Raw genomic sequence first — 23,481 nt, forward strand, 5'->3', positions numbered from 1 at the left:
GCGCATCATCCTTGGTGGTCGGTGTGGAGGGTGGAGATCAGGCGAATCTGTTCTTCGTAAGCCTGGGCGAAGTCGCGGGCCAGCAAACGCTCGCTCCAGTCATCGTCCTGACGCAGCGCCTGGTGATAACGGCCGAACGCTCTCCAGCGCCCGCCCGATGTCGCGATCAACGGCTTGTTGTCACGCTCGAAACGCAGGGTCAGTTGCTCCGGCGAGAAATGCTCCAGCGTGCCGCGTACGGCGGCGCGGCTGGCGGTCAGCAGTGCGACTTGATGCGCCTGCAGATCGCGGAACGCGCGGGAAATCGCTTGCTCGGCCGGCAGATGGCCGGGCTTGCTTGGCTGCAACAGAATCTGCAACGCTTCGCTCGGATCGACGGCGAATTTCAGCGGATTCTTGTTGGTGCCTTGCACGGTGGTCTGGGCCAGACGCAGTTCGTTTTTCAGCTCCGAACGAGTGCGCAGGCTCTGCTGCAAACCGCCGATGCTTTGGCGCAGCAAGCGCGCCGCGTTCAACGCCAGGGCTTCGCGTTCGTCGTGGCTGAGGCCTTTGACGTCGACACCCAGCGCCGCACCGAAATGATCCCAGAAACCTTCGCTTTGACGCTCAACGGCTTTCGGTGCCGGAGCGGGCTCAGGTTCGACGGGGGCTGCAATCAGCTCCGGCACCATCAGGCTTTCCATGTCGATGCGCGCGTAGTCGGCGCGTTGACGGGAATCCTCAGGCTTGGTGTTCGGCGCCAGCAGTTCGTCGATTTCCGAGTACACACGCTCTTGCTGTTCGAGAGCATTGAGCGGATCGAGATCCAGAAATGCGTCATCGGGAATGATGCTGCCGGCAGCGCGTGGACGGCCGACTTCACCGTCGAAGGTCGCCGGGTCACGCACCAGGCGCGCGCGAATCTCGAAGTCACCCAGTACGTAGGTGCTGCCGTGTTCGATGCGCACCGGTTCGCCTTTGTGCAGGCGTGCGCCGCTCTCGCCGTCCTGGACACCGTTGCTGCTGGTGTCGGTGAGGAAGAACGTGCCCTCGCGGTAACTGACAATCGCGTGGTGATTGGACAGGTGACGCTTGCGGTCAGGGATGATCCAGTCGCAGTCCTCGCCCCGCCCGATCACGCCGCCGGCCTGTTTAAAGGTCTTCTGGCACAACTCGGTGGGCACGAACTGCTTGGTGTTCAGCATTTCGAAAACCAATTCCATGTTTGATGCTCCTTGCGGTCACTTGCCGCGATTGACCGCTTGCGGATCACCCAACGGGCGATAGTCGTTGTCGTTGAATTTGTAATTGCCGCTACAGCCGCCAAGGCCGCATAGAACGACGAGGGTCAGCAGGACAGCGTGCCAGTGACGAACAGACATCAGAGGGTCTCCAGGTGTAGACAAAGCACAAAGCGCCGACCCTTGCGGGCGGCGCTGAAATTGGTTTTTGTGGGGATTTCGATGAAGTTTTGCCTACCCATCGAAATCTCCCAGATTGATGTTCAAACGGCCGAGCCGATACAGCAGCGTGCGTCGCGGCAAGCCCAGTTCACGGGCGGCGAGGGTCTGGTTGCCGTCGTTTTTGCGCAGGCAATCGAGCAATAACGTGCGTTCGACCTGCTCGAGGCGTTCACGCAAATTCAAGTGGCTGTTGTCTTCCGGCATTGCCTCCATGCGCAGGGAGAAATGCTCGGCGAGCAACTCGCCGCCTTCGCACAACAGCACCGCACGTTCGACCAATGCCTTGAGTTCACGCACGTTGCCGGGGAAGTTGTAGCCGGACAGGTGTTCCAGCGCCGCACTCGACCAGCGCACCGGATCGCGTTGCAAATACGTGCAGGTCTTCTCGGCGAAGTGCTGGGCCAGTTCGAGGATGTCGCCTTCACGCTGACGCAGCGCCGGCAGCTCGATCGGGAATTGCGCGAGGCGGTAGTACAAGTCCTCGCGGAATTTGCCTTCGCTGACCAGCGTCGACAGATCGCGGTGCGTTGCGGCGATGATGCGTACATCGATTTTGTGCGTGTCGTTGGAGCCCAGCGGACGGATCTCGCCTTCCTGCAACACGCGCAAGATCTTCGCCTGCAACGACAACGGCATGTCGCCGATCTCGTCGAGCAACAACGTGCCGCCATTGGCCGCATCGAACAGGCCGGCGCGGTCGCGATCGGCACCGGTGAACGCGCCTTTGCGATAGCCGAACAGCTCGCTTTCCAGCAGATTTTCCGGAACCGCCGCGCAGTTCTGCACGATAAACGCCTGGGAACGGCGCGGGCCGCAATCGTGAATCGCCCGCGCAACGACTTCCTTGCCGGTGCCGGTTTCGCCGCGCAACAACACGGTGTACGGGCTGTGCAGGACTTTGCTGATCAGCGAATGGGTCTGACGCATCGCCGCGCTTTTGCCGATCAAACCATAACCACTGATGCTCGGCACGCTGCGCGCCACTGTTGCCGATTCCGCCAGCGGTTGACGCAGGCGTTGCAACAAATGCAATTGGCCAAGCACGAACGAGCCGAGCTGGCCGAGGGAATCGGCGAAGCCTTGCAGGTTGGTACGACGACGGCTGGCGCACAACAGCAAACCTTCAACAGCTTTGTGCTGATTGACCAGTGGCACGCACAACAGCGACTGCCACGGCGAGGTCGCCGCTGGCAGGAAACTGGTTTCGTGCAGGCTGCCGCTCAAGTCGTCGAGGCACACCACGCGGTTCTGGCACAGGGCGAATTGCAGCAGTTGCTCACCGTTGTAATCCGCCGGCAGGCTCGCCGCTTCACGCGGTTGCAAGGCGCCGTCGAGGTATTCGGCATTCATCCCCAGGCACGTGTGGGTGGCGTCGAGCAGATACAGCTGCGTCAATTCGCAACCGCTCAACTCGGCCAACCCACGCACGAAGTCACCCAGCAACGCAGCACCGTCCGCCGCCCGCGACAGACTGGCGAACTGCGCCAGCAACGCTTCGGCATAGACCAGTGGCTGCGGCACCTGAGTGAACATCACACCCACCTCAGGCGAACTCGCACGTCACGCTGGACTCGCCGTCGAGCGTGGCATGCACACGCTTGAGGCTTTCACCGGTGGCCATGGCGTCGAGCAGACGATCCGCAACCAGCGGCAAAACGTGCTGGTCGAGCAAATGGTCGATCAGGCGCGCACCGCTTTCGCTTTGCGTGCAACGCTCGGACAGGTGATCGACGAGGTTCTGGCACCAGCTGAAATCCAGCTGACGACGGTTGAGGCGCTCGCCGAGACGACCGAGTTTGATCTCGATCAGCTCGCGCAATACCGGGCCGCCGACCGGGTAGTACGGCACCACTTTCATCCGCGCCAGCAGCGCCGGTTTAAAGTGTTTGCTGAGTACCGGGCGAATGGTTTCTTCGAGGACTTCAGCGGTCGGGCGTGCGCCGTTTTCGCAGAGGTCGCTGATCTTGTCGCTACCGAGGTTCGAGGTCATCAGGATCAACGTATTGCGGAAGTCGATCTCGCGACCCTCGCCGTCGTTGGCCACGCCTTTGTCGAAGATTTGGTAGAACAGGTTGAGCACGTCCGGGTCAGCCTTTTCGACTTCATCGAGCAACACCACCGAGTACGGTTTCTGGCGTACGGCTTCGGTGAGCATGCCGCCCTCGCCGTAACCGACGTAGCCTGGTGGTGCGCCGATCAGACGGGAGACGGTGTGCTTCTCCTGGAACTCGGACATGTTGATGGTGGTGATGAAACGATCACCGCCGTACAGCAAGTCAGCCAGGGCCAGCGCGGTTTCGGTTTTACCGACGCCGCTCGGGCCGACCAGCAGGAACACACCGACCGGCGCGTCAGGCTTGTTCAGACCGGCAGCGGTGGCGCGCATCGAGCGATCCAGTGCGTGCACGGCCTGTTCCTGACCACGGATGCGCGTGCGCAGGTCAGTGGCGAAACTGGCGACTTTGGCGTTGTGCTCACGGGCCAGTTGCGCCAATGGCACGCCGGTCCAGGCGCTGATCACTTCGGCGACCAGACGCGGGCAGACTTCGAAGCTGACCAGACGCTCTTTGACTTGGGCGGCGGTCAGGGCGCTGTGGGTTTCGTTGAGCTGGGCTTCCAGCGCTTCGACGCTTTGGCCTTCTTCAACCTCAGCGGAGACGGTTTCGATCACGGTGCCTTCGGCGTCTTCTTCAACGGTGACCACTGGCTCGACCGCAGCAGCTTCGCGGGCCTTGGCCAGTTGCTGACGCAGTTCCAGCAGGCGCTCGGCCAGTTGCTTCTGTTCAGTCCACAGGGTTTCCAGCGCGACCATTTCAGTTTCGGCTTCGTCGAGACGCGCTTCCAATGCATCCAGCGCTTCGTGGTCGATCAGCAGACCGGCTTCGGCATCGCGGCGCAGGGCCTGACGCTGGCGGCCACCTTCAGCCAGTTCGCCACGCAGGCGCTCAAGGCTTTCCGGGGCGGCGGCGAGGCTGATGCGTACGCGGGCGCAAGCGGTGTCGAGCACATCGACAGCTTTGTCCGGCAGCTGCCGACCGGCCAGATAACGTGCGGACAATTCAGCCGCCGAAACCACCGCGTCATCGCGCAGGTAAATGCCGTGGCTCTTCTCGTAAACCTGGGCCAGACCACGAAGGATGGTCACCGCTTCACTGACGGTCGGTTCGTGCAGTTGCACCGGTTGGAAACGACGGGCCAGCGCCGGGTCTTTCTCGAAGTATTTCTTGTACTCGGCCCAGGTGGTCGCAGCGATGGTGCGCAGTTCGCCACGGGCCAGTGCCGGTTTCAGCAGGTTGGCCGCATCGGAACCGCCAGCGTTGCCGCCCGCGCCGATCAGGGTGTGGGCTTCGTCGATGAACAGAATGATCGGTTTTGGCGAGGCTTTGACTTCGTCGATCACGCCTTTAAGACGACGTTCGAACTCACCTTTGACGCTGGCGCCAGCCTGCAGCAGGCCCATGTCCAGCGACAGCAGTTCTACGCCTTTGAGCACTTGCGGCACTTCACCGGCGGCGATTCGCGACGCCAGACCTTCGACGATGGCGGTCTTGCCGACACCGGCCTCACCGACGACGATCGGGTTGTTCTTGCGGCGACGGGCGAGGATGTCGACCATCTGCCGAATCGCGCCGTCACGGCACAGCACCGGGTCGAGTTTGCCGTCGCGGGCCTGTTGGGTCAGGTTGTGGGTGAAGCGCTGCAGCAGCGATTCGCCCTGCGCCGCTGGTTTGCCGTTGGCCGCCGGTTGCTCCTGTTGCGACAGGGCAAATTCCTTCAGGCGATCGATGTTCAGCTTGGCGAGCAGCGGCTGATAACGGCTGCCGGCGTAGCGCATCGGATTGCGCAGCAGCGCGAGGATCAGCGCCGCGTCTTCGACCTGGGTCTGGCCCAGTTCGAGGTTGGCTACCAGCAGCGCGTCTTGCAGCCACTGCACCAGTTCCGGGGCGAACACCGGGTTACGAGAGGCGCTGTGTTCGACCCGCGATTGCAGCGCGGCGCTGAGTTCACCGGCGTCGACGTCGGCATCCTGCAGTGCGCGCGACAGCAAACCGTTCGGACGCTCGAGCAGGCCGAGCATCAAGTCTTCGACGAGGATCTTGCTGCCGCCACGGGCCACGCAACGCTCGGCAGAACGTTCCAGATCACGACGGGTTTCGGCGTCCAGCGCCTGGATGAGTTGTTGCAGGTCTACGTTGATCATGGCTCACGTCCTTAATGAATTTTGCTGCCCAGGGTCACCACGCCGTCCGCTTTCTCGCGGCCCAGCCAACTGGTCCAACCGAGGCGACAGGCGTTCTGCTCACCGATGCGCAGTTCGCGGATTTCTTCCTGGCGCAGGACCAGGCGAATGTCGTAATCGAGCGGGTCACGCAGGGTGAACCGCACCAGCGCGCAGAGCGGCTGGTAACCGAAACCGATCGGCAGGAATTCATGGAATCGCTGCCAGTCGAGTTCGGTGATGTGAATGCGGAATTTGCCGCTGCGGTCGCGCACGTGTTCGCCGAGCACCAGGTCTTCACCGAGCATGCTGTTGGCACGACCCAAACGATTGCGCTGCTCTTCGAGAATTTCTACGCGGCGCTCGATGCACTGCTCGATGACCAGGTCTTCGTGCTTGAAGTAGTAACGCAGTACGGCTTCGATCAGCGCCGCCGAGTGCGCCCGCAAGCTGAGCAGGCCGAGGTACGGCAGCAGGCGTTTCCAGTTGAGTTCCTTGGCCTTGCGGATCTCGTCGCCGCCCAGACCGATCAGGGCGAATAGCTGCGAGGAGAACGGGTCAATCGCGCCGCTCTGGAAGCTTGCGCGGTAACGATATTTGCGCCAGATCGGCAGCATCAGCCGTTGCAGGCGATGGTGAAAGAGGTCGAGGAAATTGCGCGTCGGGTTGCCGTCCTCGCTGTCGCCCAGGGCTTGTTCGCCATAGAACGCCGGCAGCGGCGAGCCGGAACCGACCAGGCCGATCAGGTTGAAACGCATGCGCGCGCGCATCTGCCCGTGCTCTTCGAAAAACTCGACGCGATCGACGTCGCTGCGCGGAAAGCCCAGGCTCGGGTTGGCCTGGAACTCCACGTGGTCGTACAGATCGTCTTCGCTCAGGTACGGGTGTGCTTCGCGCAGCCGGTCGATCACCAGCAGCACGGCCTGAAACAGCGAGTACTCGCGTATTACCTTGGTCAGCCCGCTTAAAGCAGGGGCTGCAGGCCCATACGTGGTGTCCATTGGTACACCTCTCCCTGTGTGCTTTTTACGCGCAGCTCATGGAATGAATTGAGACTGGCGTAAAGCGCGAAAAACTCGTTAAGAACCGAAGCGAAGACGAACAGGTCGCCTTCGCCGATGTACCCTTCCGGGTCGATGGTCAGTTCGGTGCGCAAACCGCGCACCGGCAACCCACGGTGCAAGCGGTCGACGTGGTGATGCTTGATGTGCTTGAGGCCGCCGAGCAAGCGTTTGCTGACCTTCTCCGCGTGCTGGTCGTAGTAGCGCGGCAAGTCGTAGGTTTCGAGAATCACCTTCAACGCATTGACGTCGGCCAGCGACAGATAGTTAAGCGACATGTTGCTGATCAGTTTCCACAGGAAGTCACGGTTCAGCGGTGGCGCGAAGCTGGAAGTGGCCGGGGTAATGTTGCGGAAGCTCAAGAACTCCGGCGTCTCTTCACTGGCCATGCAGATGTCGCCGAGCTTGAGCTTGCGCGGCAGGTTCTGGTTGGTGCACATCAGCTCGATCGACAGGGTTTCGTGGGCTTCGGTATGGCGAATACCGAAGCTCAGGTAGGTGTCGAGGCCGTCGTGCAGCAAGGACGAACGCTGGCGGATGCTGTAATGCGGACGGCTGTTGGGCACGTCGAAACTCGGGTCGTGCTCGAAGGATTCGAACGGCACGTACTCCTGATAACCGAGGCCGCCGGGCTTCCAGCCGGTCACGGTTTCCACCGAGAACACACCGCAGTTTTCCAGATCGTATTCCGCCGGCAGCAACAGGTATTCATCCTGCTTGCCGTCGAGGCGAATCGGCAGTGCGTCGTGGGCGAACAGGTTGGCAATCGGCGTGCAGAACAGCTTCACGTTATCCAAGGTCGGACGCATGCGCATGATGCCGCTCTTGCGAATATCGAAGCGCAATTCGATGCCACGCATCTGCTTGAGGGTGTCTTCCGGCAGCGCGTTGATGATGTCCAGGCCGTTGACGTCGACGAACAGGAACTTGTCCTGGAAGGCGAAGTATTCCTGCAGGTAGCGATAGCCGCGGAAGGTGTTCAGCGGATACGGGATCAACGCTTCTTCTTCGGCAAAGCCCACCGGTTTGACCCGATCACCGGGAATCTTGAACGCCATCGGCTTGCCGCTGACGCCATCGATCGGTTTGCCGGCACCGTCGAGCGGGATCAGTTCGATGCCTTCGAGGTTGCGCAGCAGGCTCAGGTAGAGCATCTGGCTGATGTAGCGCTCACCGGCAAAGTGCAAACGCAGCTTGCTCAGTTCCAGCTCACCGAGGTGGCCATCGGCACTCATTTCCAGACGCAGGCTGAGCAGCGAGCCGTCGCCCTTCACCGAGTAATTCAGCGCGGCCAGATCCAGCGGCAACACTTCGGTCGGGTAGCAGGTGCGGAAGCGGCAACGCACGTCTTCGATCGGCTTGCTTTCAATCGGCGTATCACGCTCGACGCGCAACGCCGGCCCGGAACGCTTGAGCGGATCGAACTGCAAAATGCTGAACGCCGGCAGCGGGCGCATATAGTTCGGCCACAGCAGCTGCATCAGCGAATGGCTGAGTTCCGGCAGCTCGTCATCGAGCTTCTGGCGCAGACGCCCGGTCAGAAACGCAAAGCCTTCGAGCAACCGCTCCACATCCGGATCCCGCCCTGCCTGGCCCAGATACGGCGCCAACGCCGGACTACGCTCGGCGAAACGGCGACCGAGTTGGCGCAGTGCGGTGAGTTCGCTTTGGTAGTAGTGGTTAAATGACACGGGTTACCTGCCTGGTAGTGGAACTCATCAAAAAAATATCCTGTAGAGCGCGACCGTCACGCCGGCACAGACGTAACCGCCAATCAGGAGAAACGGCACAATCGAGATCCAGCCGTACGCCATGTAGGCATCACTGAGCTGACCGACGGCCAGACTGAGCAAGCCATACAGCATCCATGGCACGGCATAGAACGGGATGAACTTCACCGGCGCCCACCAAACCATCCGCAATGCCTGCTGCTCGTTGCGGCTCTGCGCCGATCGGGACATCCATAGCGAAAAACCCAAAAGCCCGGGAATTCCCCACCACAACAGGTACTGCCAATAAATCCCGGACGACTCGGGTGTTGAATACTCGCCACTCCACAGGTCATAGGAACTGATCGCCAACACCGCCAGCAATGGCCACCACAATGCAGCCATGAAGAAGCTCAGTTGCGTGCGACTGAGCATAAGCATCTCGCTTGATGAGTCGGTCATCTGCGAACCTCCACAGCGTGATCCATGCACCATGTGCGGACATCGCGCTTGTCGAAGCCTGCGCACCCATTGTCTTTTGCGATCACGCGATATGAATGTTCAGGGACGTACGCAAAAAAGTAATAGTTGTCCCTGTCCTCACCGTAGAGCCAGTAAGACGAAGAGCCTTGATTGATTTCGTAAGGTTCGAATGTCCAGATGGACGACTGCGCAGGGATAAAATTTTCGCGGTCCATCAGCAACATAAAAGCGTTGGAAAGCGCGTGCGCAGCAAAATAGAGCATGCAGGCGAACGCTCCCACCACGAGTAGCAAGCGCTGCAGCCAAATCATTGCGAAGCGACCTGAGTCGGTCATGCGTCCGTCTCCTGCCCCGGGGTCGCTGGCACATATTTATTCATCGCTGCGCAACTCCCTGTTTTTGCGCCGTGATCGCGACACCCGTATAGACATAGAGCTCTTCACCGCCGTAGCCACCAATTGCCGCAGCGCTGAGTGGATGGCTGTCCCTGGTGCCATATCGAACCCAGCCTTCAGTCCACATCCCTCCACTTTCGTGACGAATTTCCACGTAATAGTCCGGCGCTTCGTGCTTAGTAATCTCGACGAATACCCCCCCATCCTCGGCGCCAATCCACAACGCGTGGGGATGAGCGAACAGCTTTGGTTCGGTCGAGCTTTCCATCCGCAGCAGCAGCGTCAAGCCGACCAAAATCGCCAGCAAACCAACCGAGCTGAGAAAAGCCACAAGACATTGCCAGGCTCTGTGTTTCATTGAGCCGACCCGAACATGTGCTTCATGGACAGAACGCCCCGCTATCGACTATCCATGAACGAACAACGCCACTCAGGTGTTTCTTAGTCATCAGCTCGACCCTGGCGAATTGCCGATAATCACCGTCCCGGAACCTGCCGTGACCTTGTTTCCGTGAATACCAACCGAACCCACGGTCGCGGCCGGTTTGCCATTGATCAAAACCGTGGTCGCCAGATCGCCGACCATCGCACCACCACACGCCGAGGCATCGCCTTGGCGGGCGGCCGCGAGGCCGTCGAAGAATACGTCGCCGGAACCGGCGGCGATCGGGTTGGTACCGTGGCCTGGAAGTGGGCAAGCGGTGGGGTCGGATACGCGTGCTGCTGGTTTGCCAGACATCGGGGATCTCCTTAGGTGACCTTCACTTGTCCGCTGCCATCCAGGCGCGCGGAAAAACTGACCTGACGCTTGAACCCTTCAACTTCCAGCAGGCCTTCGATGCTGAAGGCCAGGCGCAGTTGATCGTGGTCACGCGGCAGGGAAATGACACGCACGTTGCTCAGGCGCGGCTCGTAGGCTTCGATGAAGTTTTCGATGGCCAGACGGGCCTGACTCAGGGAGTCGTGCAGGCTCAGACGCATGTCATTGAGATCGGGCAACCCGTAGTCGGCCAGCGTTTGCACGCTGCCGGCCCGGGTGCTGAGCATTTTGGCCAGATGGGCAGCCACTGACGCCATGGCGCAAGCCTCAAGGCTGTTGCCCTTGCGTAGTTGCGCGTCGCCGTTGAGGCGTTCGAACAGGCTACCGTATCCGTCCATGAGTCGCTCTTACTCTTTGTCCAGCTTGCCAACCAGCGACAGGGTGAAATCAGCACCCATGTACTTGAAGTGCGGACGCACGTTCAAGCTCACGCGGTACCAGCCCGGCTCGCCTTCAACGTCGCTGACGATCACTTGCGCAGCGCGCAGTGGACGACGGCCACGCACTTCGGCGCTCGGGTTTTCCTGGTCGGCAACGTACTGACGGATCCACTTGTTCAGTTCCAGCTCGAGGTCGGTACGCTCTTTCCACGAACCGAGTTGCTCGCGCTGCAGCACTTTCAAGTAGTGAGCCAGGCGGTTGACGATCATCATGTACGGCAGTTGGGTGCCGAGCTTGTAGTTCAGCTCTGCGGCCTTGCCTTCTGCGCTGATGCCGAAGAACTTCGGCTTCTGCACTGAGCTTGCGGAGAAGAACGCCGCGTTGTCGGAGCCTTTACGCATGGTCAGGGAGATGAAGCCTTCCTCGGCCAGTTCGTATTCACGACGGTCGGAAACCAGAACCTCAGTAGGGATCTTGGTTTCGATTTCGCCCATGCTTTCGAAATGGTGCAACGGCAGGTCTTCAACCGCGCCACCGCTCTGCGGGCCGATGATGTTCGGGCACCAGCGGAATTTGGCGAAGCTGTCGGTCAGCTTGGTGCCGAACGCGTAAGCCGTGTTGCCCCACAGGTAGTGCTCGTGGCTGTTGGCAACGGTTTCCTTGTACACGAACGATTTGACCGGGTTTTCTTCCGGATCGTACGGGTTACGCAGCAGGAAACGCGGCACGGTCAGGCCAACATAACGAGAGTCTTCCGAAGTACGGAAGCTCTGCCATTTGGCGAATTGCGGGCCTTCGAAGTGGTCTTTCAGATCTTTCAGATCCGGCAGGCCGGTGAAGCTTTCCAGACCGAAGAATTTCGGGCCGGCGGCAGCGATGAACGGCGCGTGCGACATGCACGAAACGCTGGCCACGTACTGCATCAGCTTGACGTCTGGCGAGCTTGGCGACATGTAGTAGTTAGCGATGATCGCGCCCACAGGCTGACCACCGAACTGGCCGTATTCAGCAGTGTAGATGTGCTTGTACAGGCCCGACTGCATGACTTCCGGCGAGTCTTCGAAATCGTCCAGCAGGTCTTCTTTCGAGACGTTGAGGATTTCGATTTTGATGTTTTCGCGGAAGTTGGTGCGGTCGACCAGCAACTGCAGGCCACGCCACGACGACTCCAGAGCCTGGAAGTCCGGGTGGTGCAGGATCTCGTCCATCTGACGGCTGAGCTTGGCATCGATCTCGGCGATCATGCGGTCAACCATGGCCTTCTTGACCGGCTCACCGTTGTTCTGCGGCTTGAGCAGTTCTTCGATGAAGGCCGACACACCGCGCTTGGCGATGTCGTAGGCTTCGTCGTCCGGAGTCAGACGGGTTTCGGCGATGATGCTGTCGAGAATGCTGTATTCGCCGCTGGCGGCGCTCTTCTCTTGTGCTGCGCTAGTGCTCATTGTGTTGGCTTCCTTGGCTGGAGTCTCAGGCGTCCGGGGCTGCGGCGTTCAGGCCCAGCTCACCGAGTACGCGACCGCGGGATTCGTCGTCGGCGAGCACGCCTTCGATCGCTTTACGGAACGCAGGTGCGTTACCCAGCGGGCCTTTGAGGGCCACCAGCGCATCGCGCAGTTCCATCAGTTTTTTCAGCTCAGGCACTTGCTCGACCAGGCTGGCCGGGTTGAAGTCCTTCATCGAATTGACGCGCAGTTGCACAGCCAGCTCGTCGGCCTCGCCATCTTCCTGCAGACGGTTCGGCACGCTCAGCGTCAGACCCAGTTCTTGCTTGGCCAACACTTCGTCGAAGGTCATCTTGTCGATGCTGATCGGCTTGCGATCTTCGATTTTGCGATCGTCCTTGCGGTGGGTGTAGTCACCGATTGCCAGCAGCTTCAGCGGCAGTTCAATCTCTTCCTGAGCACCGCCGGTGGCGGGTTTGAAGGTGACGTTGATGCGTTCCTTGGGGGCTACCGAGCCTTCTTTGGCCATGGCTTTTCTCCTTGCGGTTGTGGCCCTGGGGCCTATTCGAGTACCACTTCGAGGTCGAGGTGGCACAGCCTGCGATAAATCTCTTCCTTGCGTTCACGTACGGCATGGTTCTGCGGCAACAACTCGCAGCAACTGTGCAGCAGGTGCAGCACTTCCAATGCAAGATCGGGCTCCCAGGCGTGCAGGCCTGAGTCCTGTAATGTCTGATCGAGGGTTTCCAGCTGGTTCTTGGCCAGTTCGTATTTCTTGGCCATGAAGCACAGCCGCGCGAGGGCGAACTGCCAGAAGAAACGTTCGCGCCCGCCATGGGCCGATTGCAAACCTTGCTTGAGCGTCTGCACGGCAGGCTTCAGGCCTTCCTTGCGCAGCAGCGGCAGAACTTCTTCGAGGGCTTTTTCCCAGGCTGGCTGGGTTTCGACGTTTTCGCTTTCGACCTTGCGCGGCGCGCTGGCGCTTTGCAGGTGCGGCATGACATTGGCGGCGATCCACGCCCTGGTGGACGGATCGGCAAACGGCGCGCCGTCATGGAAGCGCAACTCGACAATGCCGGGCAGCCGTTGAATCAAAAGCGCGAAGTGGATTTCCACTTCGCGCATTGCCAACTCGGCGTTGAGGTTCTGGAGACACTCCCAGACCATCCTCTGGCCATCGAACCAGAACGGCGCCTTCGCCAGGCTCGCCTCCAGTTCCACCAGCAGGTCAGCGTATTTGCCTTGATCGAAACGGTCTTGGTAGAGCTTGAGTTTTTCCAGTGGCAGGCCGCGCAACACGGTGATCTGTTCGGCGTTGCGCTCGGGTACTGCGTCGATGGTCATCCACAGCAACGTGCGATTCAGGCGCAGGGCGCGCAGGTCAGTAGCCTTCTGCTTGAGCCACCAGGCGCACAGCGGGCGCGCGCTTTCCTGTTGGGCGCGCAGGGCTTTGTGTGCATCTCGTTCGTTGTCGATCGGTGCGCCGGGGGTGAGCAACTGGCTCGCCGCCTGCTTGACCTGCGCCACCGCCGCACCGACCACACCGGGGGCCGGCTGATTGTCGGCCGCGCGCTGGATCATGGTTTTCAGGCGACGGGAGATCGGCAGCAGCAATGGCGAATCATCGCCCAGGTGCTCAGCACACGCCGCTTCAAGGCCGGACAGGTGCTCGGAGAGCTGCCGGAACATCGGCAACTGCTCTTTGATCGCAATGTTTTCGGTGATGACTTGCTCGAGACGCGGTACCAGCCAGCCGATGGCGGCGGCACGAGTACGGGGTTTGAGCGGGTGAACGTCGGCCCAGTTGTTTTCCGACAGATGGTGCAGCAGACCGAGACCGGCCAGCAGCCCGGGGAAGGATTCGCGCTGGTACAGCGACCAGGTCAGCCAGGCGCCGACACGTAAATCCTTGGATTGGGTACGCAGCAGATTTTCGCTGTTTTCGCGAATTTTCAGCCAGTCGATCTGCCCGCTTTCGTGCATCGACGAGGCTTTGGCGAGCTCACTTTCCAAGGCCTCGAATTCGCTCGAAAAACGAACGTCTTCGCCCGCGAAATTCTCTTTGGAAACAGAGACTTTAGCGAGTTCGAGGTAATGGGCGGAAAGTTTGCTTGAGTAGGACATCCATGGCCTTTATTAAGGATTACAGTCAGGCGCCTATTGGAGTTACCGCGGCGCGGGACAGTATCGAAGAGCGGTGAAGCGACTCATCCAATTGAGATGTGCTCTTTCAAGTGGGCGCATCGTAATCACTATGATGGCCACTAGCAAGCATCTGATTAAACAACAAGACGAACTGTTCTTTGTTTGTTGTAGGAGGTTTCCCTATATTTAGTCAGGGAATCCCCGATGCCGTCTTCATATATACGCAGCCGCACGAAACACCTGAAAACCCTGATTTAGAGCGATCGTTCCAATCTGCCGTGATCACCGAAAACCGGGGCCGACGACAATGGCGCGGAGCATGACGGGTTTTGAAAAAAACGGATGTAGGATGATTCCGAAAGATTTCAGTGTTGTTTCAACAATTCACAGCGAGACAACCAACAATGGCAAAAGTGCCATCACTATGATGGCTTTTATATATAGGGTATTGATTTAAGTGTGAGGCAGATCGATCGCCAACCAATGCAATTGGTTACGTGGCTTTATTATTGCTGCAGTGCATAACAAATAGGCAGGCATAAAAAATGGGCACCCGACCGCAATCGGTGTGCCCATTTTTTCAGCGGTTCTCCCCGTTATTCGAGGAGTTCGCCGCAATTAAGGATTTACGCTGTCTTTCAACGATTTGCCTGGCTTGAACGCAACAGTGTTGCTGGCCTTGATTTTAACCGGCTCGCCGGTTTGCGGGTTTTTGCCGGTGCGGGCGCCGCGGTGGCGTTGCAGGAAGGTGCCGAAGCCGACCAGCGTCACGCTGTCCTTGCGGTGCAGAGCGCCGGTGATTTCTTCGAGAACGGCGTTGAGTACGCGGTTGGCCTGTTCTTTGGTCAGATCTGCTTTTTCAGCGATTGCAGCGGCGAGTTCTGGTTTACGCATTAGTGAAGCCCCTTTGACGGTTTTTTGTTGTTATGTCCGTGCTGTTCTCGTTGGAACAGCGCCCAAGGCGCCGCAGGCTCTACTCTGCGGCAGACGGGAGTGAGAATGGCACGCGGATACCGGCGGCGCCAGTCTCCACGCGACCTTTGTAGGGGCAAAAGCGGGGTGATTCCGACAGAACGACCGGTATTTACGCCAGCAGGGCCGGAAGCTGTTTGTTGAGGGCGAGTTTTTCCATCACGGCTGCACCGGTTAGCGCGTAACCGAGCAATTGGCCGTCGGCGCTGTGGCACAGCGCCTTGATGTCGGCGCCCTGGCCTTCGACGGTCCAGACACCTTCGCTGCCCCGTGGTGGCGGCGAAACCACCAGCGGGCACACCGGGGTTTTCACGGTGATCGGCATCGGGCCGTAGCTCACGGCGGTCGGGTTTCCGGCGAGGGTTTGTGCCAGTGCTCGCGCACAACTCATCAGGGGCATCACGTACAGCAGGTTCAGCCCGTCGACTTCAGCGCAGTCGCCCAAGGCGTAAATATTGGCGTGGGAGGTTTTCAGATGGCGATCGACCACGACGCCGCGGTTGACCTGTACGCCAGCGGCCGCCGCCAGATCGATGCGCGGGCGCAAGCCGATGGCCGAAACCACTACGTCGCAAGGAATGACCTGGCCGTCGGACAGGTGCGCTTCCAGGCCGTCGGCGACTTTTTGCAGGCGGGTCAGTACCGGGCCGAGGTGGAATTTCGCACCGAGGCTTTCCAGCCCGGCCCGCACCGCCGCCGCAGCGGCCGGGTGCAGCAGCATCGGCATGACTTGTTCACAGGGTGCAACCAGTTGCACTTCGTAGCCGCCAAGTATCAGGTCGTTGGCAAACTCACAGCCGATCAGGCCAGCGCCGAGCAGTAGCACCCGACGCTTGCCCGCCGCAGCGGCGCGGAAACGCGCATAGTCTTCGAGATCATTGATCGGGAACACCAGATCGCTGCCATCGCCTTCAATCGGCACACGCACGGTTTCCGCGCCCCAGGCGAGAATCAGGTCGCGATAGCTGACCGCCTCCTCGCCAATCCACAGGCGCTTGTGGCCAGCGTCGATGCCGCTGATGCGCGTGTGTGTGCGCACTTCGGCCTTCAACTGCTCGGCCATGGTGCCCGGCTCGGCCATGCTCAGGCCGTCGGCGTCCTTGTTCTTGCCGAAACCGGTGGAGAGCATCGGCTTGGAGTAAGAGCGGCCGTCATCAGCGGTGATCAGCAGCAACGGGGTTTCGCTGTCGAGCTTGCGAAACTCGCGGGCCAGGTTGTAGCCCGCCAGGCCAGTGCCAACGATGACGACAGGTGCGCTCATGCCTTACTCCTTTGTTTTTCTTGCTTAGTTGATTTCGATCATTTCGAAGTCCGTCTTGCCGACGCCGCAGTCCGGGCACAGCCAGTCTGCCGGTACATCCTGCCAAGCGGTGCCCGGCGCAATGCCGTCATCCGGCCAACCCTCGGCTTCGTTGTAGATCAGGCCACAGACGATGCATTGCCACTTTTTCATTCAGGTACTTCCTCAGGGTTCAGGCGTGGTGCCGGCGCGGACGGTCGATGGGTGTTGCGCTGCCATCCGGCTCAGGGCGTTTTGTACTGATGGAGCCGGGCAGATGCAAGCCTGTTCGGCGCAACGGCGACCCGGATCAATCAATATCGGCGGCCACCATGTTAAGCTCGCCGCCTCATTTGCGGCCAATAATGACTCATTGTGCAACATTCAAATGCCTGCCCGGCCCCGCTCTGGCTGACTCAAAGCCGACTGACGCCCCTCCCCGATTCGTTGACCCTCGACTGGCTGTTCGACGAAGGCTCCCTCACCCGCCGACTGACCCGGCTGTCCGATGATGGCTTCAGCGTCACGCCGTTGTTCGAAGGCTGGGACACTCTGCGCGCCGATGAATGCGCGGCGCTGGATCTGGCCGAGAGCAGCGAAGGCTGGGTGCGCGAGGTGTATTTGCGCGGTCACGGCGAGGCGTGGGTGTTTGCCCGCAGCGTCGCGTCGCGCGCCGCCTTGCAAGGCGACGGCTTGCACATGGATGAACTGGGTAGCCGTTCGCTGGGCGAATTGCTGTTTTGCGATCAGGCGTTCCAGCGTCGCGCCCTCGAAGTTTGTCACTACCCTGAACAATGGTTGCCGCCAGACGTGAAGGCGCCTGAGCTGTGGGGTCGGCGTTCGCGTTTCGACCGTGGCGCTTTGAGCGTACTGGTCGCGGAAATCTTCCTGCCGAGCCTGTGGCGCACCGCTCGCGCCCATCCGGAGAACTGCTGATGTATCAGAGCCTGCTCAAGTCGCTGCACCGCTTGAACCCGCGCGCGTGGGACTTCATTCAGTTGACCCGGATGGACAAGCCGATCGGCATTTATCTGCTGCTGTGGCCAACCCTTTGGGCCCTGTGGATTGCCGGCAAAGGCTCGCCGTCGCTGGCCAACGTGGTGATTTTCGTCCTCGGCGTGGTACTGACCCGCGCCGGCGGTTGCGTGATCAACGACTGGGCCGACCGCAAGGTCGACGGCCACGTCAAACGCACCGCACAACGACCGCTGGCCAGCGGCAAGATCAGTTCGAAAGAAGCGCTGGTGTTCTTCGCCCTGTTGATGGGCGTGAGTTTTCTGCTGGTGCTGTGCACCAATGCACCGACGATCTGGCTGTCGCTCGGTGGTCTGGCGTTGGCCTTCACTTATCCGTTCATGAAGCGCTACACCTATTACCCGCAAGTGGTGCTGGGCGCGGCGTTTTCGTGGGGCATGCCGATGGCGTTCACGGCCGAGACCGGTGAACTGCCGGCGGCAGCGTGGCTGCTGTGGATCGCCAACCTGCTGTGGACGGTGGGTTACGACACCTATTACGCGATGACCGATCGCGATGACGATTTGAAGATTGGCGTGAAATCCACGGCGATTCTGTTTGGCGAGGCGGACCGGGTGATCATCCTGAGTTTGCAGGCATTGTCGCTGGGCTGCCTGATGCTGGCGGGATCCAAATTTGAGCTGGGAATCTGGTTCCATCTTGGCTTGCTGGTGGCTGCGGGCTGTTATGCGTGGGAGTTCTGGTACACCCGCGATCGCGACCGCATGCGTTGTTTCAAGGCGTTTTTGCACAACCATTGGGCTGGATTGGCGATTTTCGTCGGGATCGTGCTGGATTACGCGTTGCGCTAAACGCAAATCAATGTAGGAGTGAGCCTGCTCGCGATAGCGGTGTATCAGTTAACGAAAATGCCGACTGATACACCGCTATCGCGAGCAGGCTCACTCCTACAAGGGACCGCGTTTATTTGGCTTTGGCGACTTTCCAGGCGCCGTCCATTTTGCCGTCACCGGTCATGTCACCGGCCTTCTTGTCCATCACGAAGGTGTACAGCGGCATGCCTTGATAGGCCCACTGCATTGAGCCGTCGTCGCGCTTGATGACAGTCCAGTCACCCATCGACTTGTCACCCGCCGTCGCCATCAACGGAGGCCAGTTCGTTGCGCATTTGTCGTTGCACATCGACTTGCCGCCCGAGTCCTTGGCGAAGGTGTACAGAGTCATGCCCTTGTGATCGGTGTACATGCCGTCCTTCTCCATCGCAGGATCCGCGGCCAGTACAAATCCAGGCAGAGTCAGGGCAGCAGCCATCAGCATGGCTTTGAAAGAAACAGTCATTTGAGTCATGGAAACCTTCTTTTGTGGTTGTCAGGATTCGGACTTAGAGCTTAGTTGAGGATTTGCACAATCGCCGCCGGACTAAAATACTGTCACACGACTGCAATAATTCCGTTATCTAATGCGGCGCAAGACAGTTAAATGACAAGAGGATTAAGGCATGGTTGGCAGGAGCATTCTGATCGTCGACGACGAAGCGCCCATTCGCGAAATGATCGCCGTTGCGTTGGAAATGGCCGGCTATGACTGCCTCGAGGCAGAGAACTCGCAGCAGGCCCACGCCATCATCGTCGACCGCAAGCCGGACCTGATCCTGCTCGACTGGATGCTGCCCGGCACCTCCGGCATCGAACTGGCCCGTCGTCTCAAGCGTGACGAGCTGACCGGGGACATCCCGATCATCATGCTCACCGCCAAGGGCGAAGAGGACAACAAGATCCAGGGTCTTGAAGTCGGCGCCGACGACTACATCACCAAACCGTTTTCCCCGCGCGAACTGGTCGCCCGCCTCAAAGCCGTGTTGCGCCGCGCCGGCCCGACCGACGGCGAAGCGCCGATCGAAGTCGGCGGCCTGCTGCTCGACCCGATCAGCCACCGCGTGACCATCGACGGCAAACCCGCCGAAATGGGTCCGACCGAATACCGTCTGCTGCAATTCTTCATGACCCACCAGGAACGCGCCTACACCCGTGGCCAGTTGCTGGATCAGGTCTGGGGCGGCAACGTCTATGTTGAAGAGCGCACCGTCGACGTGCACATCCGGCGCCTGCGCAAGGCGCTCGGCGACGCCTACGAAAATCTGGTACAAACCGTGCGCGGCACCGGCTACCGGTTTTCCACCAAGGCCTGATCCGACCGCCAGACTCGCTGACAAGGACCGTATTTTCCGTGAATCAAAACTGGCATGGCACCCTGATTCGCCACATGCTGCTGTTGGTCACCGCCTGCCTGGTGATCGGCCTGATCACCGGCTATTACGGCTGGAGCCTCGCCGCGGGCCTGGGGATTTATCTGGCCTGGACGCTCAAGCAATTGCTGCGTCTGCACGAATGGCTGCGCCAGCATCAACCCGACGAAGCACCGCCCGATGGCTATGGCCTGTGGGGCGAAGTGTTCGACAGCATCTACCATTTGCAACGCCGCGATCAGCGCGTGCGCGGGCGCCTGCAAGCGGTGATCGACCGGGTGCAGGAATCCACCGCTGCGCTGAAAGACGCGGTGATCATGCTCGACAGCGACGGCAATCTGGAATGGTGGAACCGCGCCGCCGAAACCTTGCTTGGCCTCAAGACCCCCCAGGACAGCGGCCAACCGGTGACCAACCTGGTGCGCCATCCGCGTTTCAAGGAGTACTTCGAGCAGGACAGCTACGCCGAGCCGCTGGAAATCCCCTCGCCAACCAACGATCGCGTGCGCATTCAGCTGTACCTGACCCGCTACGGCAACAACGAACACTTGATGCTGGTGCGCGACGTCACGCGTATCCATCAGCTGGAACAGATGCGCAAAGATTTCATTGCCAACGTCTCCCACGAATTGCGCACGCCGCTGACAGTGATCTGCGGCTACCTGGAAACCCTGCTCGACAACGTCGAGGAAGTGAATCCGCGCTGGAGTCGCGCGCTGCAGCAGATGCAGCAACAGGGCGGACGCATGCAGACGCTGCTCAATGATTTGTTGTTGCTGGCGAAACTCGAAGCCACCGATTACCCGTCGGACAACCAGCCAGTGCAGATCGACACCCTGCTGCAATCGATCAAGAGCGATGCGCAGCAATTGTCCGGCGCGAAGAACCAGCGCATCAGCCTCGAAGCCGATGCCGGCCTGTTGCTCAAGGGCAGCGAGGCGGAGTTGCGCAGTGCGTTTTCCAATCTGGTGTTCAACGCGGTGAAGTACACCCCGGCCGAGGGCAACATCCGCATTCGCTGGTGGGGTGACGATCAAGGCGCACACCTGAGCGTGCAGGATTCCGGCATCGGCATCGACAGCAAACACCTGCCGCGCCTGACCGAACGTTTCTACCGCGTCGACTCCAGCCGCAACTCCAATACCGGCGGCACCGGGCTTGGCCTGGCCATCGTCAAACACGTGTTGCTGCGCCACCGCGCGCGCATGGAGATCAGCAGCGTGCCCGGTCACGGCAGCACGTTCACCTGCCATTTCGCCCCGGCTCAGGTGGCTCAGGCGCGAGCCATCAGCGCCGCCGAGTAAGACCGACCGGCACTCGCCACTAGGCAATCGCCATGTCAGCCGCTACATTGGCTGACTTGTGCCTGCCTTTCAGGCGCGACTTTTCTCTCTTTTGAATCACACGGAACCCGCAAAACTCCATCATGGACCCTTCCCCTGGCTTGTCCCTCGCTACAATTTTCGCCGACTTCGGCATGATCCTTTTCGCTCTGATCCTGGTTTTGCTCAACGGCTTTTTCGTTGCGGCGGAATTTGCCATGGTCAAACTGCGCTCGACCCGGGTCGAGGCCATCGCTGATCAGAACGGCTGGCGCGGGCACATCCTGCGCACCGTACACAGTCAGCTCGATGCGTATCTCTCGGCGTGTCAGCTCGGTATTACCCTCGCCTCCCTTGGCCTGGGCTGGGTCGGTGAGCCGGCCTTCGCGCACATTCTCGAGCCGCTGCTGAGCGCGGTCGGCGTGCAGTCGCCTGAGATTGTCAAAGGCGTGTCGTTCTTCACCGCGTTCTTCATCATTTCGTACCTGCACATCGTGGTCGGTGAGCTGGCCCCGAAGTCGTGGGCGATCCGCAAACCCGAGTTGCTGTCGCTGTGGACGGCGGTGCCGCTGTACCTGTTCTACTGGGCGATGTACCCGGCGATTTACCTGCTCAACGCCAGCGCCAACGCGATTCTGCGTATCGCAGGGCAAGGCGAACCCGGTCCGCACCATGAACACCATTACAGCCGCGAAGAACTGAAACTGATCCTGCACTCCAGCCGTGGCCAGGATCCGAGCGATCAGGGCATGCGCGTTCTGGCGTCGGCGGTGGAAATGGGCGAGCTGGAAGTGGTCGACTGGGCCAACTCCCGCGAAGACCTGATCACGCTTGAATTCAACGCGCCGCTGAAAGAAATCCTCGCGATGTTCCGTCGCCACAAGTTCAGCCGTTATCCGGTGTACGACAGCGAGCGCCAGGAGTTCGTCGGCCTGCTGCACATCAAGGATCTGCTGCTGGAACTGGCGGCGCTGGACCACATTCCCGAGTCGTTCAACCTGGCTGAGCTGACCCGTCCCCTGGAGCGCGTGTCGCGGCACATGCCGCTGTCGCAGTTGCTGGAGCAGTTCCGCAAGGGCGGCTCGCACTTCGCCGTGGTCGAGGAGGCTGACGGCAACATCATCGGCTACCTGACCATGGAAGACGTGCTGGAAGTGCTGGTCGGCGACATTCAGGACGAACACCGCAAGGCTGAGCGCGGGATCCTCGCCTATCAGCCGGGCAAGCTCTTGGTGCGTGGTGACACGCCGCTGTTCAAGGTGGAACGCCTGCTGGGCATCGACCTTGATCACATCGAAGCGGAAACCCTCGCCGGGCTGGTCTACGAAACCCTGAAACGGGTGCCGGAAGAGGAAGAAGTGCTGGAAGTCGAAGGCCTGCGCATCATCATCAAGAAGATGAAAGGGCCGAAGATTGTGCTGGCGAAGGTGTTGATGCTGGATTGAGTGCAATGCGGGAAACCGCGTTGCCTGCTAAAAGATCGCAGCCTGCGGCAGCTCCTACATGGGAATGTGAACCCCCTGTAGGAGCTGCCGCAGGCTGCGATCTTTTGCTTTTAGAGGCTTATTGCTTGCCCAACGCAAAGTTGGGCAACGCCCCCAGCGGCTGGATGAACTGATACGGAATCGACACCAGCCCCTCGCTAGTATTGCGCTGCACCACAAAGTGCAGGTGCGGGCCGCTGCTGTTGCCGGTGTTGCCCGACAAGGCCAGCGAACTGCCCACCGCCACCCGTTGCCCTTCGCGTACGCTCACCGAGCCTTGCTTGAGGTGCAGGTACACGCCCATGGTGCCGTCGTCATGCAGCACGCGCACGAAATTGCCGGACGCATCCGAACCGCGCCCGCTCTGCGAGTTTTCGGTCTTCACCACCACCCCGGCCCGCGCGGCAATGATCGGCGTGCCCACCGGCATGGCGATGTCCATCGCATAGCGATTCTTCGGCCCATAGTGACTGTACTGACCGTTGGCGCCCTGACTCAGACGAAACGGCCCGCCACGCCATGGCAGTGGATAGCGATAGCCCTGCGCGATGCCTGTGGGGTCGCCGAGGGAGTAATGGAACTGCGGCGTATACACCAGCGGCTGCTTGCCGGATATCGCCGTCAGCAACGCCAACCGCGTGTTGCTACGCGCCGGCAGCACCCGGTGGATGGTTTGCGCCGGCGCACCGCGCACATTACTCAGCCCGGTGAATGCCAAGGCAATTTTGACCGGCGCATACAGATCGTTGCGCACGAAGACCACGTCAGTGCCCTTCTGCTTCTTGATGTCGAGGTACACCTGCCGCTCCAGGCGCTCGACCATGCGGTCTTGAAAGACGAACACCTGCGCGCCTTTGCTCGGCCGGTCACTGTAGGAGACCACGCCGTTGGCATCGGTGGATTTGTAAATGGTCATGGCCACAGCCGATGTGGAGGCCACGAAGAGACCACAGAAAAACAGCAGGCGTGCGAGCATGGGCAAGAGTCTGTCGAAGTAAGGCCTGGGAATGAGCCTAGCAGGTGAAGCAGACCAGGCTAGTCGACAGATGTTTCAAATGATCGTCCCCACGCTCTGCGTGGGAATGCAGCCCGGGACGCTCTGCGTCC

General features: G+C 60.2%; 23 protein-coding genes and 1 pseudogene. 5 read left to right on the top strand and 19 right to left on the bottom strand.

The annotated features are described in order from the left end of the window. Positions 1-5: 5 nt before the first annotated feature. The 17 genes and pseudogenes from tagH to J0G10_RS00425 form a co-directional block, all read right to left on the bottom strand. Entirely contained in the window at positions 6-1,202 is a 1,197-nt protein-coding gene (gene tagH, locus J0G10_RS00345) for a type VI secretion system-associated FHA domain protein TagH (protein ID WP_034152083.1), read from the bottom strand. An 18-nt stretch (positions 1,203-1,220) separates the two neighbouring features. Beyond that, positions 1,221-1,361 (bottom strand): hypothetical protein, encoded by a 141-nt coding sequence (locus tag J0G10_RS00350; protein ID WP_003229566.1) that lies wholly within the window; start codon positions 1,359-1,361, stop codon positions 1,221-1,223. A gap of 93 nt (positions 1,362-1,454) precedes the next feature. Next, positions 1,455-2,975, bottom strand: coding sequence for a sigma-54 interaction domain-containing protein (locus tag J0G10_RS00355; RefSeq protein WP_095125041.1), 1,521 nt, complete (start codon positions 2,973-2,975; stop codon positions 1,455-1,457). 10 nt (positions 2,976-2,985) lie between these two features. After that, on the bottom strand, positions 2,986-5,643 hold the full coding sequence (tssH, locus tag J0G10_RS00360; protein ID WP_095049658.1) for a type VI secretion system ATPase TssH: 2,658 nt from the start codon (positions 5,641-5,643) through the stop codon (positions 2,986-2,988). A gap of 11 nt (positions 5,644-5,654) precedes the next feature. Next, positions 5,655-6,662 carry a type VI secretion system baseplate subunit TssG gene (tssG, locus tag J0G10_RS00365; protein ID WP_095049657.1) on the bottom strand — a complete coding sequence of 336 codons (1,008 nt, stop codon included), beginning with the start codon at positions 6,660-6,662 and terminating at the stop codon, positions 5,655-5,657. Further along, positions 6,626-8,413: a type VI secretion system baseplate subunit TssF gene (gene tssF, locus J0G10_RS00370; RefSeq protein ID WP_220557186.1), complete on the bottom strand. Its 1,788-nt coding sequence runs from the start codon at positions 8,411-8,413 to the stop codon at positions 6,626-6,628. Before tssF ends, tssG begins: the two co-directional genes overlap by 37 nt. Positions 8,414-8,440: 27 nt before the next feature. Next, complete coding sequence (locus J0G10_RS00375; protein ID WP_220557187.1) at positions 8,441-8,893, bottom strand: hypothetical protein; 453 nt, start codon at positions 8,891-8,893, stop codon at positions 8,441-8,443. Beyond that, positions 8,890-9,249, bottom strand: a complete 360-nt coding sequence (locus J0G10_RS00380; protein WP_007920282.1) for a hypothetical protein — start codon at positions 9,247-9,249, stop codon at positions 8,890-8,892. The genes J0G10_RS00375 and J0G10_RS00380 overlap by 4 nt, the downstream gene beginning before the upstream one ends. 40 nt (positions 9,250-9,289) lie before the next feature. Next, a complete protein-coding gene (locus tag J0G10_RS00385) occupies positions 9,290-9,667 on the bottom strand; it encodes a hypothetical protein (RefSeq protein ID WP_095049654.1) in 378 nt (125 codons plus the stop codon). A gap of 105 nt (positions 9,668-9,772) precedes the next feature. Then, a pseudogene (locus J0G10_RS00390) lies at positions 9,773-10,048 on the bottom strand (PAAR domain-containing protein); the annotation flags it as partial. An 11-nt stretch (positions 10,049-10,059) separates the two neighbouring features. Next, positions 10,060-10,467 (bottom strand): type VI secretion system baseplate subunit TssE, encoded by a 408-nt coding sequence (gene tssE / locus J0G10_RS00395; RefSeq protein ID WP_007920274.1) that lies wholly within the window; start codon positions 10,465-10,467, stop codon positions 10,060-10,062. A gap of 9 nt (positions 10,468-10,476) precedes the next feature. After that, entirely contained in the window at positions 10,477-11,952 is a 1,476-nt protein-coding gene (gene tssC / locus J0G10_RS00400) for a type VI secretion system contractile sheath large subunit (RefSeq protein WP_016772499.1), read from the bottom strand. A gap of 25 nt (positions 11,953-11,977) precedes the next feature. Continuing rightward, positions 11,978-12,481, bottom strand: coding sequence for a type VI secretion system contractile sheath small subunit (gene tssB / locus J0G10_RS00405; RefSeq protein ID WP_003229587.1), 504 nt, complete (start codon positions 12,479-12,481; stop codon positions 11,978-11,980). Positions 12,482-12,513: 32 nt separating this feature from the next. Continuing rightward, on the bottom strand, positions 12,514-14,076 hold the full coding sequence (gene tssA, locus J0G10_RS00410) for a type VI secretion system protein TssA (RefSeq protein ID WP_095049653.1): 1,563 nt from the start codon (positions 14,074-14,076) through the stop codon (positions 12,514-12,516). Between the two features lie 639 nt (positions 14,077-14,715). Then, positions 14,716-14,991, bottom strand: coding sequence for an HU family DNA-binding protein (locus tag J0G10_RS00415; RefSeq protein ID WP_003213368.1), 276 nt, complete (start codon positions 14,989-14,991; stop codon positions 14,716-14,718). 190 nt (positions 14,992-15,181) lie between these two features. Continuing rightward, positions 15,182-16,330 carry an NAD(P)/FAD-dependent oxidoreductase gene (locus tag J0G10_RS00420; RefSeq protein ID WP_220557188.1) on the bottom strand — a complete coding sequence of 383 codons (1,149 nt, stop codon included), beginning with the start codon at positions 16,328-16,330 and terminating at the stop codon, positions 15,182-15,184. Positions 16,331-16,354: 24 nt separating this feature from the next. Continuing rightward, a complete protein-coding gene (locus J0G10_RS00425; RefSeq protein WP_095049651.1) occupies positions 16,355-16,522 on the bottom strand; it encodes a rubredoxin in 168 nt (55 codons plus the stop codon). 201 nt (positions 16,523-16,723) lie between these two features. Between J0G10_RS00425 and J0G10_RS00430 the strand changes: the two genes are divergently transcribed. Together J0G10_RS00430 and ubiA are read left to right on the top strand one after the other, a co-directional pair. Continuing rightward, positions 16,724-17,284, top strand: a complete 561-nt coding sequence (locus J0G10_RS00430) for a chorismate--pyruvate lyase family protein (RefSeq protein ID WP_220557189.1) — start codon at positions 16,724-16,726, stop codon at positions 17,282-17,284. Next, positions 17,284-18,174, top strand: coding sequence for a 4-hydroxybenzoate octaprenyltransferase (gene ubiA, locus J0G10_RS00435; protein WP_220557190.1), 891 nt, complete (start codon positions 17,284-17,286; stop codon positions 18,172-18,174). Before J0G10_RS00430 ends, ubiA begins: the two co-directional genes overlap by 1 nt. A gap of 112 nt (positions 18,175-18,286) precedes the next feature. Here the strand turns inward: ubiA and J0G10_RS00440 are convergent, their stop codons facing one another. Further along, complete coding sequence (locus tag J0G10_RS00440; protein ID WP_095049648.1) at positions 18,287-18,670, bottom strand: COG4315 family predicted lipoprotein; 384 nt, start codon at positions 18,668-18,670, stop codon at positions 18,287-18,289. A 151-nt stretch (positions 18,671-18,821) separates the two neighbouring features. Between J0G10_RS00440 and phoB the strand changes: the two genes are divergently transcribed. The 3 genes from phoB (at position 18,822) to J0G10_RS00455 (ending at position 22,335) form a co-directional block, all read left to right on the top strand. After that, on the top strand, positions 18,822-19,511 hold the full coding sequence (phoB, locus tag J0G10_RS00445) for a phosphate regulon transcriptional regulator PhoB (RefSeq protein WP_007896474.1): 690 nt from the start codon (positions 18,822-18,824) through the stop codon (positions 19,509-19,511). Between the two features lie 74 nt (positions 19,512-19,585). Beyond that, positions 19,586-20,872 (top strand): phosphate regulon sensor histidine kinase PhoR, encoded by a 1,287-nt coding sequence (gene phoR / locus J0G10_RS00450; protein ID WP_245398065.1) that lies wholly within the window; start codon positions 19,586-19,588, stop codon positions 20,870-20,872. 122 nt (positions 20,873-20,994) lie between these two features. Then, a complete protein-coding gene (locus J0G10_RS00455; RefSeq protein WP_007920256.1) occupies positions 20,995-22,335 on the top strand; it encodes a hemolysin family protein in 1,341 nt (446 codons plus the stop codon). A 118-nt stretch (positions 22,336-22,453) separates the two neighbouring features. Here J0G10_RS00455 and J0G10_RS00460 read toward each other — a convergent pair whose 3' ends face one another. Further along, complete coding sequence (locus J0G10_RS00460) at positions 22,454-23,350, bottom strand: peptidoglycan DD-metalloendopeptidase family protein (protein ID WP_095049646.1); 897 nt, start codon at positions 23,348-23,350, stop codon at positions 22,454-22,456. Positions 23,351-23,481 lie beyond the last annotated feature (131 nt).

It is taken from the genome of Pseudomonas germanica (assembly GCF_019614655.1).
Taxonomy (GTDB): domain Bacteria; phylum Pseudomonadota; class Gammaproteobacteria; order Pseudomonadales; family Pseudomonadaceae; genus Aquipseudomonas; species Aquipseudomonas neuropathica.

Excerpts from the sequence above, each read along its gene's own strand:
- ubiA (WP_220557190.1), top strand. The coding sequence starts at position 17,284 with ATGTATCAGAGCCTGCTCAAGTCGCTGCACCGCTTGAACCCGCGCGCG.
- J0G10_RS00385 (WP_095049654.1), bottom strand. The coding sequence starts at position 9,667 with ATGAAACACAGAGCCTGGCAATGTCTTGTGGCTTTTCTCAGCTCGGTT.
- J0G10_RS00375 (WP_220557187.1), bottom strand. The coding sequence starts at position 8,893 with ATGACCGACTCATCAAGCGAGATGCTTATGCTCAGTCGCACGCAACTG.
- tssB (WP_003229587.1), bottom strand. The coding sequence starts at position 12,481 with ATGGCCAAAGAAGGCTCGGTAGCCCCCAAGGAACGCATCAACGTCACC.
- J0G10_RS00380 (WP_007920282.1), bottom strand. The coding sequence starts at position 9,249 with ATGACCGACTCAGGTCGCTTCGCAATGATTTGGCTGCAGCGCTTGCTA.
- J0G10_RS00350 (WP_003229566.1), bottom strand. The coding sequence starts at position 1,361 with ATGTCTGTTCGTCACTGGCACGCTGTCCTGCTGACCCTCGTCGTTCTA.
- J0G10_RS00455 (WP_007920256.1), top strand. The coding sequence starts at position 20,995 with ATGGACCCTTCCCCTGGCTTGTCCCTCGCTACAATTTTCGCCGACTTC.
- J0G10_RS00440 (WP_095049648.1), bottom strand. The coding sequence starts at position 18,670 with ATGACTCAAATGACTGTTTCTTTCAAAGCCATGCTGATGGCTGCTGCC.
- tssC (WP_016772499.1), bottom strand. The coding sequence starts at position 11,952 with ATGAGCACTAGCGCAGCACAAGAGAAGAGCGCCGCCAGCGGCGAATAC.
- J0G10_RS00415 (WP_003213368.1), bottom strand. The coding sequence starts at position 14,991 with ATGCGTAAACCAGAACTCGCCGCTGCAATCGCTGAAAAAGCAGATCTG.
- tssG (WP_095049657.1), bottom strand. The coding sequence starts at position 6,662 with ATGGACACCACGTATGGGCCTGCAGCCCCTGCTTTAAGCGGGCTGACC.
- tagH (WP_034152083.1), bottom strand. The coding sequence starts at position 1,202 with ATGGAATTGGTTTTCGAAATGCTGAACACCAAGCAGTTCGTGCCCACC.
- J0G10_RS00425 (WP_095049651.1), bottom strand. The coding sequence starts at position 16,522 with ATGAAAAAGTGGCAATGCATCGTCTGTGGCCTGATCTACAACGAAGCC.
- J0G10_RS00460 (WP_095049646.1), bottom strand. The coding sequence starts at position 23,350 with ATGCTCGCACGCCTGCTGTTTTTCTGTGGTCTCTTCGTGGCCTCCACA.
- tssE (WP_007920274.1), bottom strand. The coding sequence starts at position 10,467 with ATGGACGGATACGGTAGCCTGTTCGAACGCCTCAACGGCGACGCGCAA.
- phoR (WP_245398065.1), top strand. The coding sequence starts at position 19,586 with ATGCTGCTGTTGGTCACCGCCTGCCTGGTGATCGGCCTGATCACCGGC.
- tssH (WP_095049658.1), bottom strand. The coding sequence starts at position 5,643 with ATGATCAACGTAGACCTGCAACAACTCATCCAGGCGCTGGACGCCGAA.
- J0G10_RS00420 (WP_220557188.1), bottom strand. The coding sequence starts at position 16,330 with ATGAGCGCACCTGTCGTCATCGTTGGCACTGGCCTGGCGGGCTACAAC.
- phoB (WP_007896474.1), top strand. The coding sequence starts at position 18,822 with ATGGTTGGCAGGAGCATTCTGATCGTCGACGACGAAGCGCCCATTCGC.
- J0G10_RS00355 (WP_095125041.1), bottom strand. The coding sequence starts at position 2,975 with ATGTTCACTCAGGTGCCGCAGCCACTGGTCTATGCCGAAGCGTTGCTG.
- tssA (WP_095049653.1), bottom strand. The coding sequence starts at position 14,076 with ATGTCCTACTCAAGCAAACTTTCCGCCCATTACCTCGAACTCGCTAAA.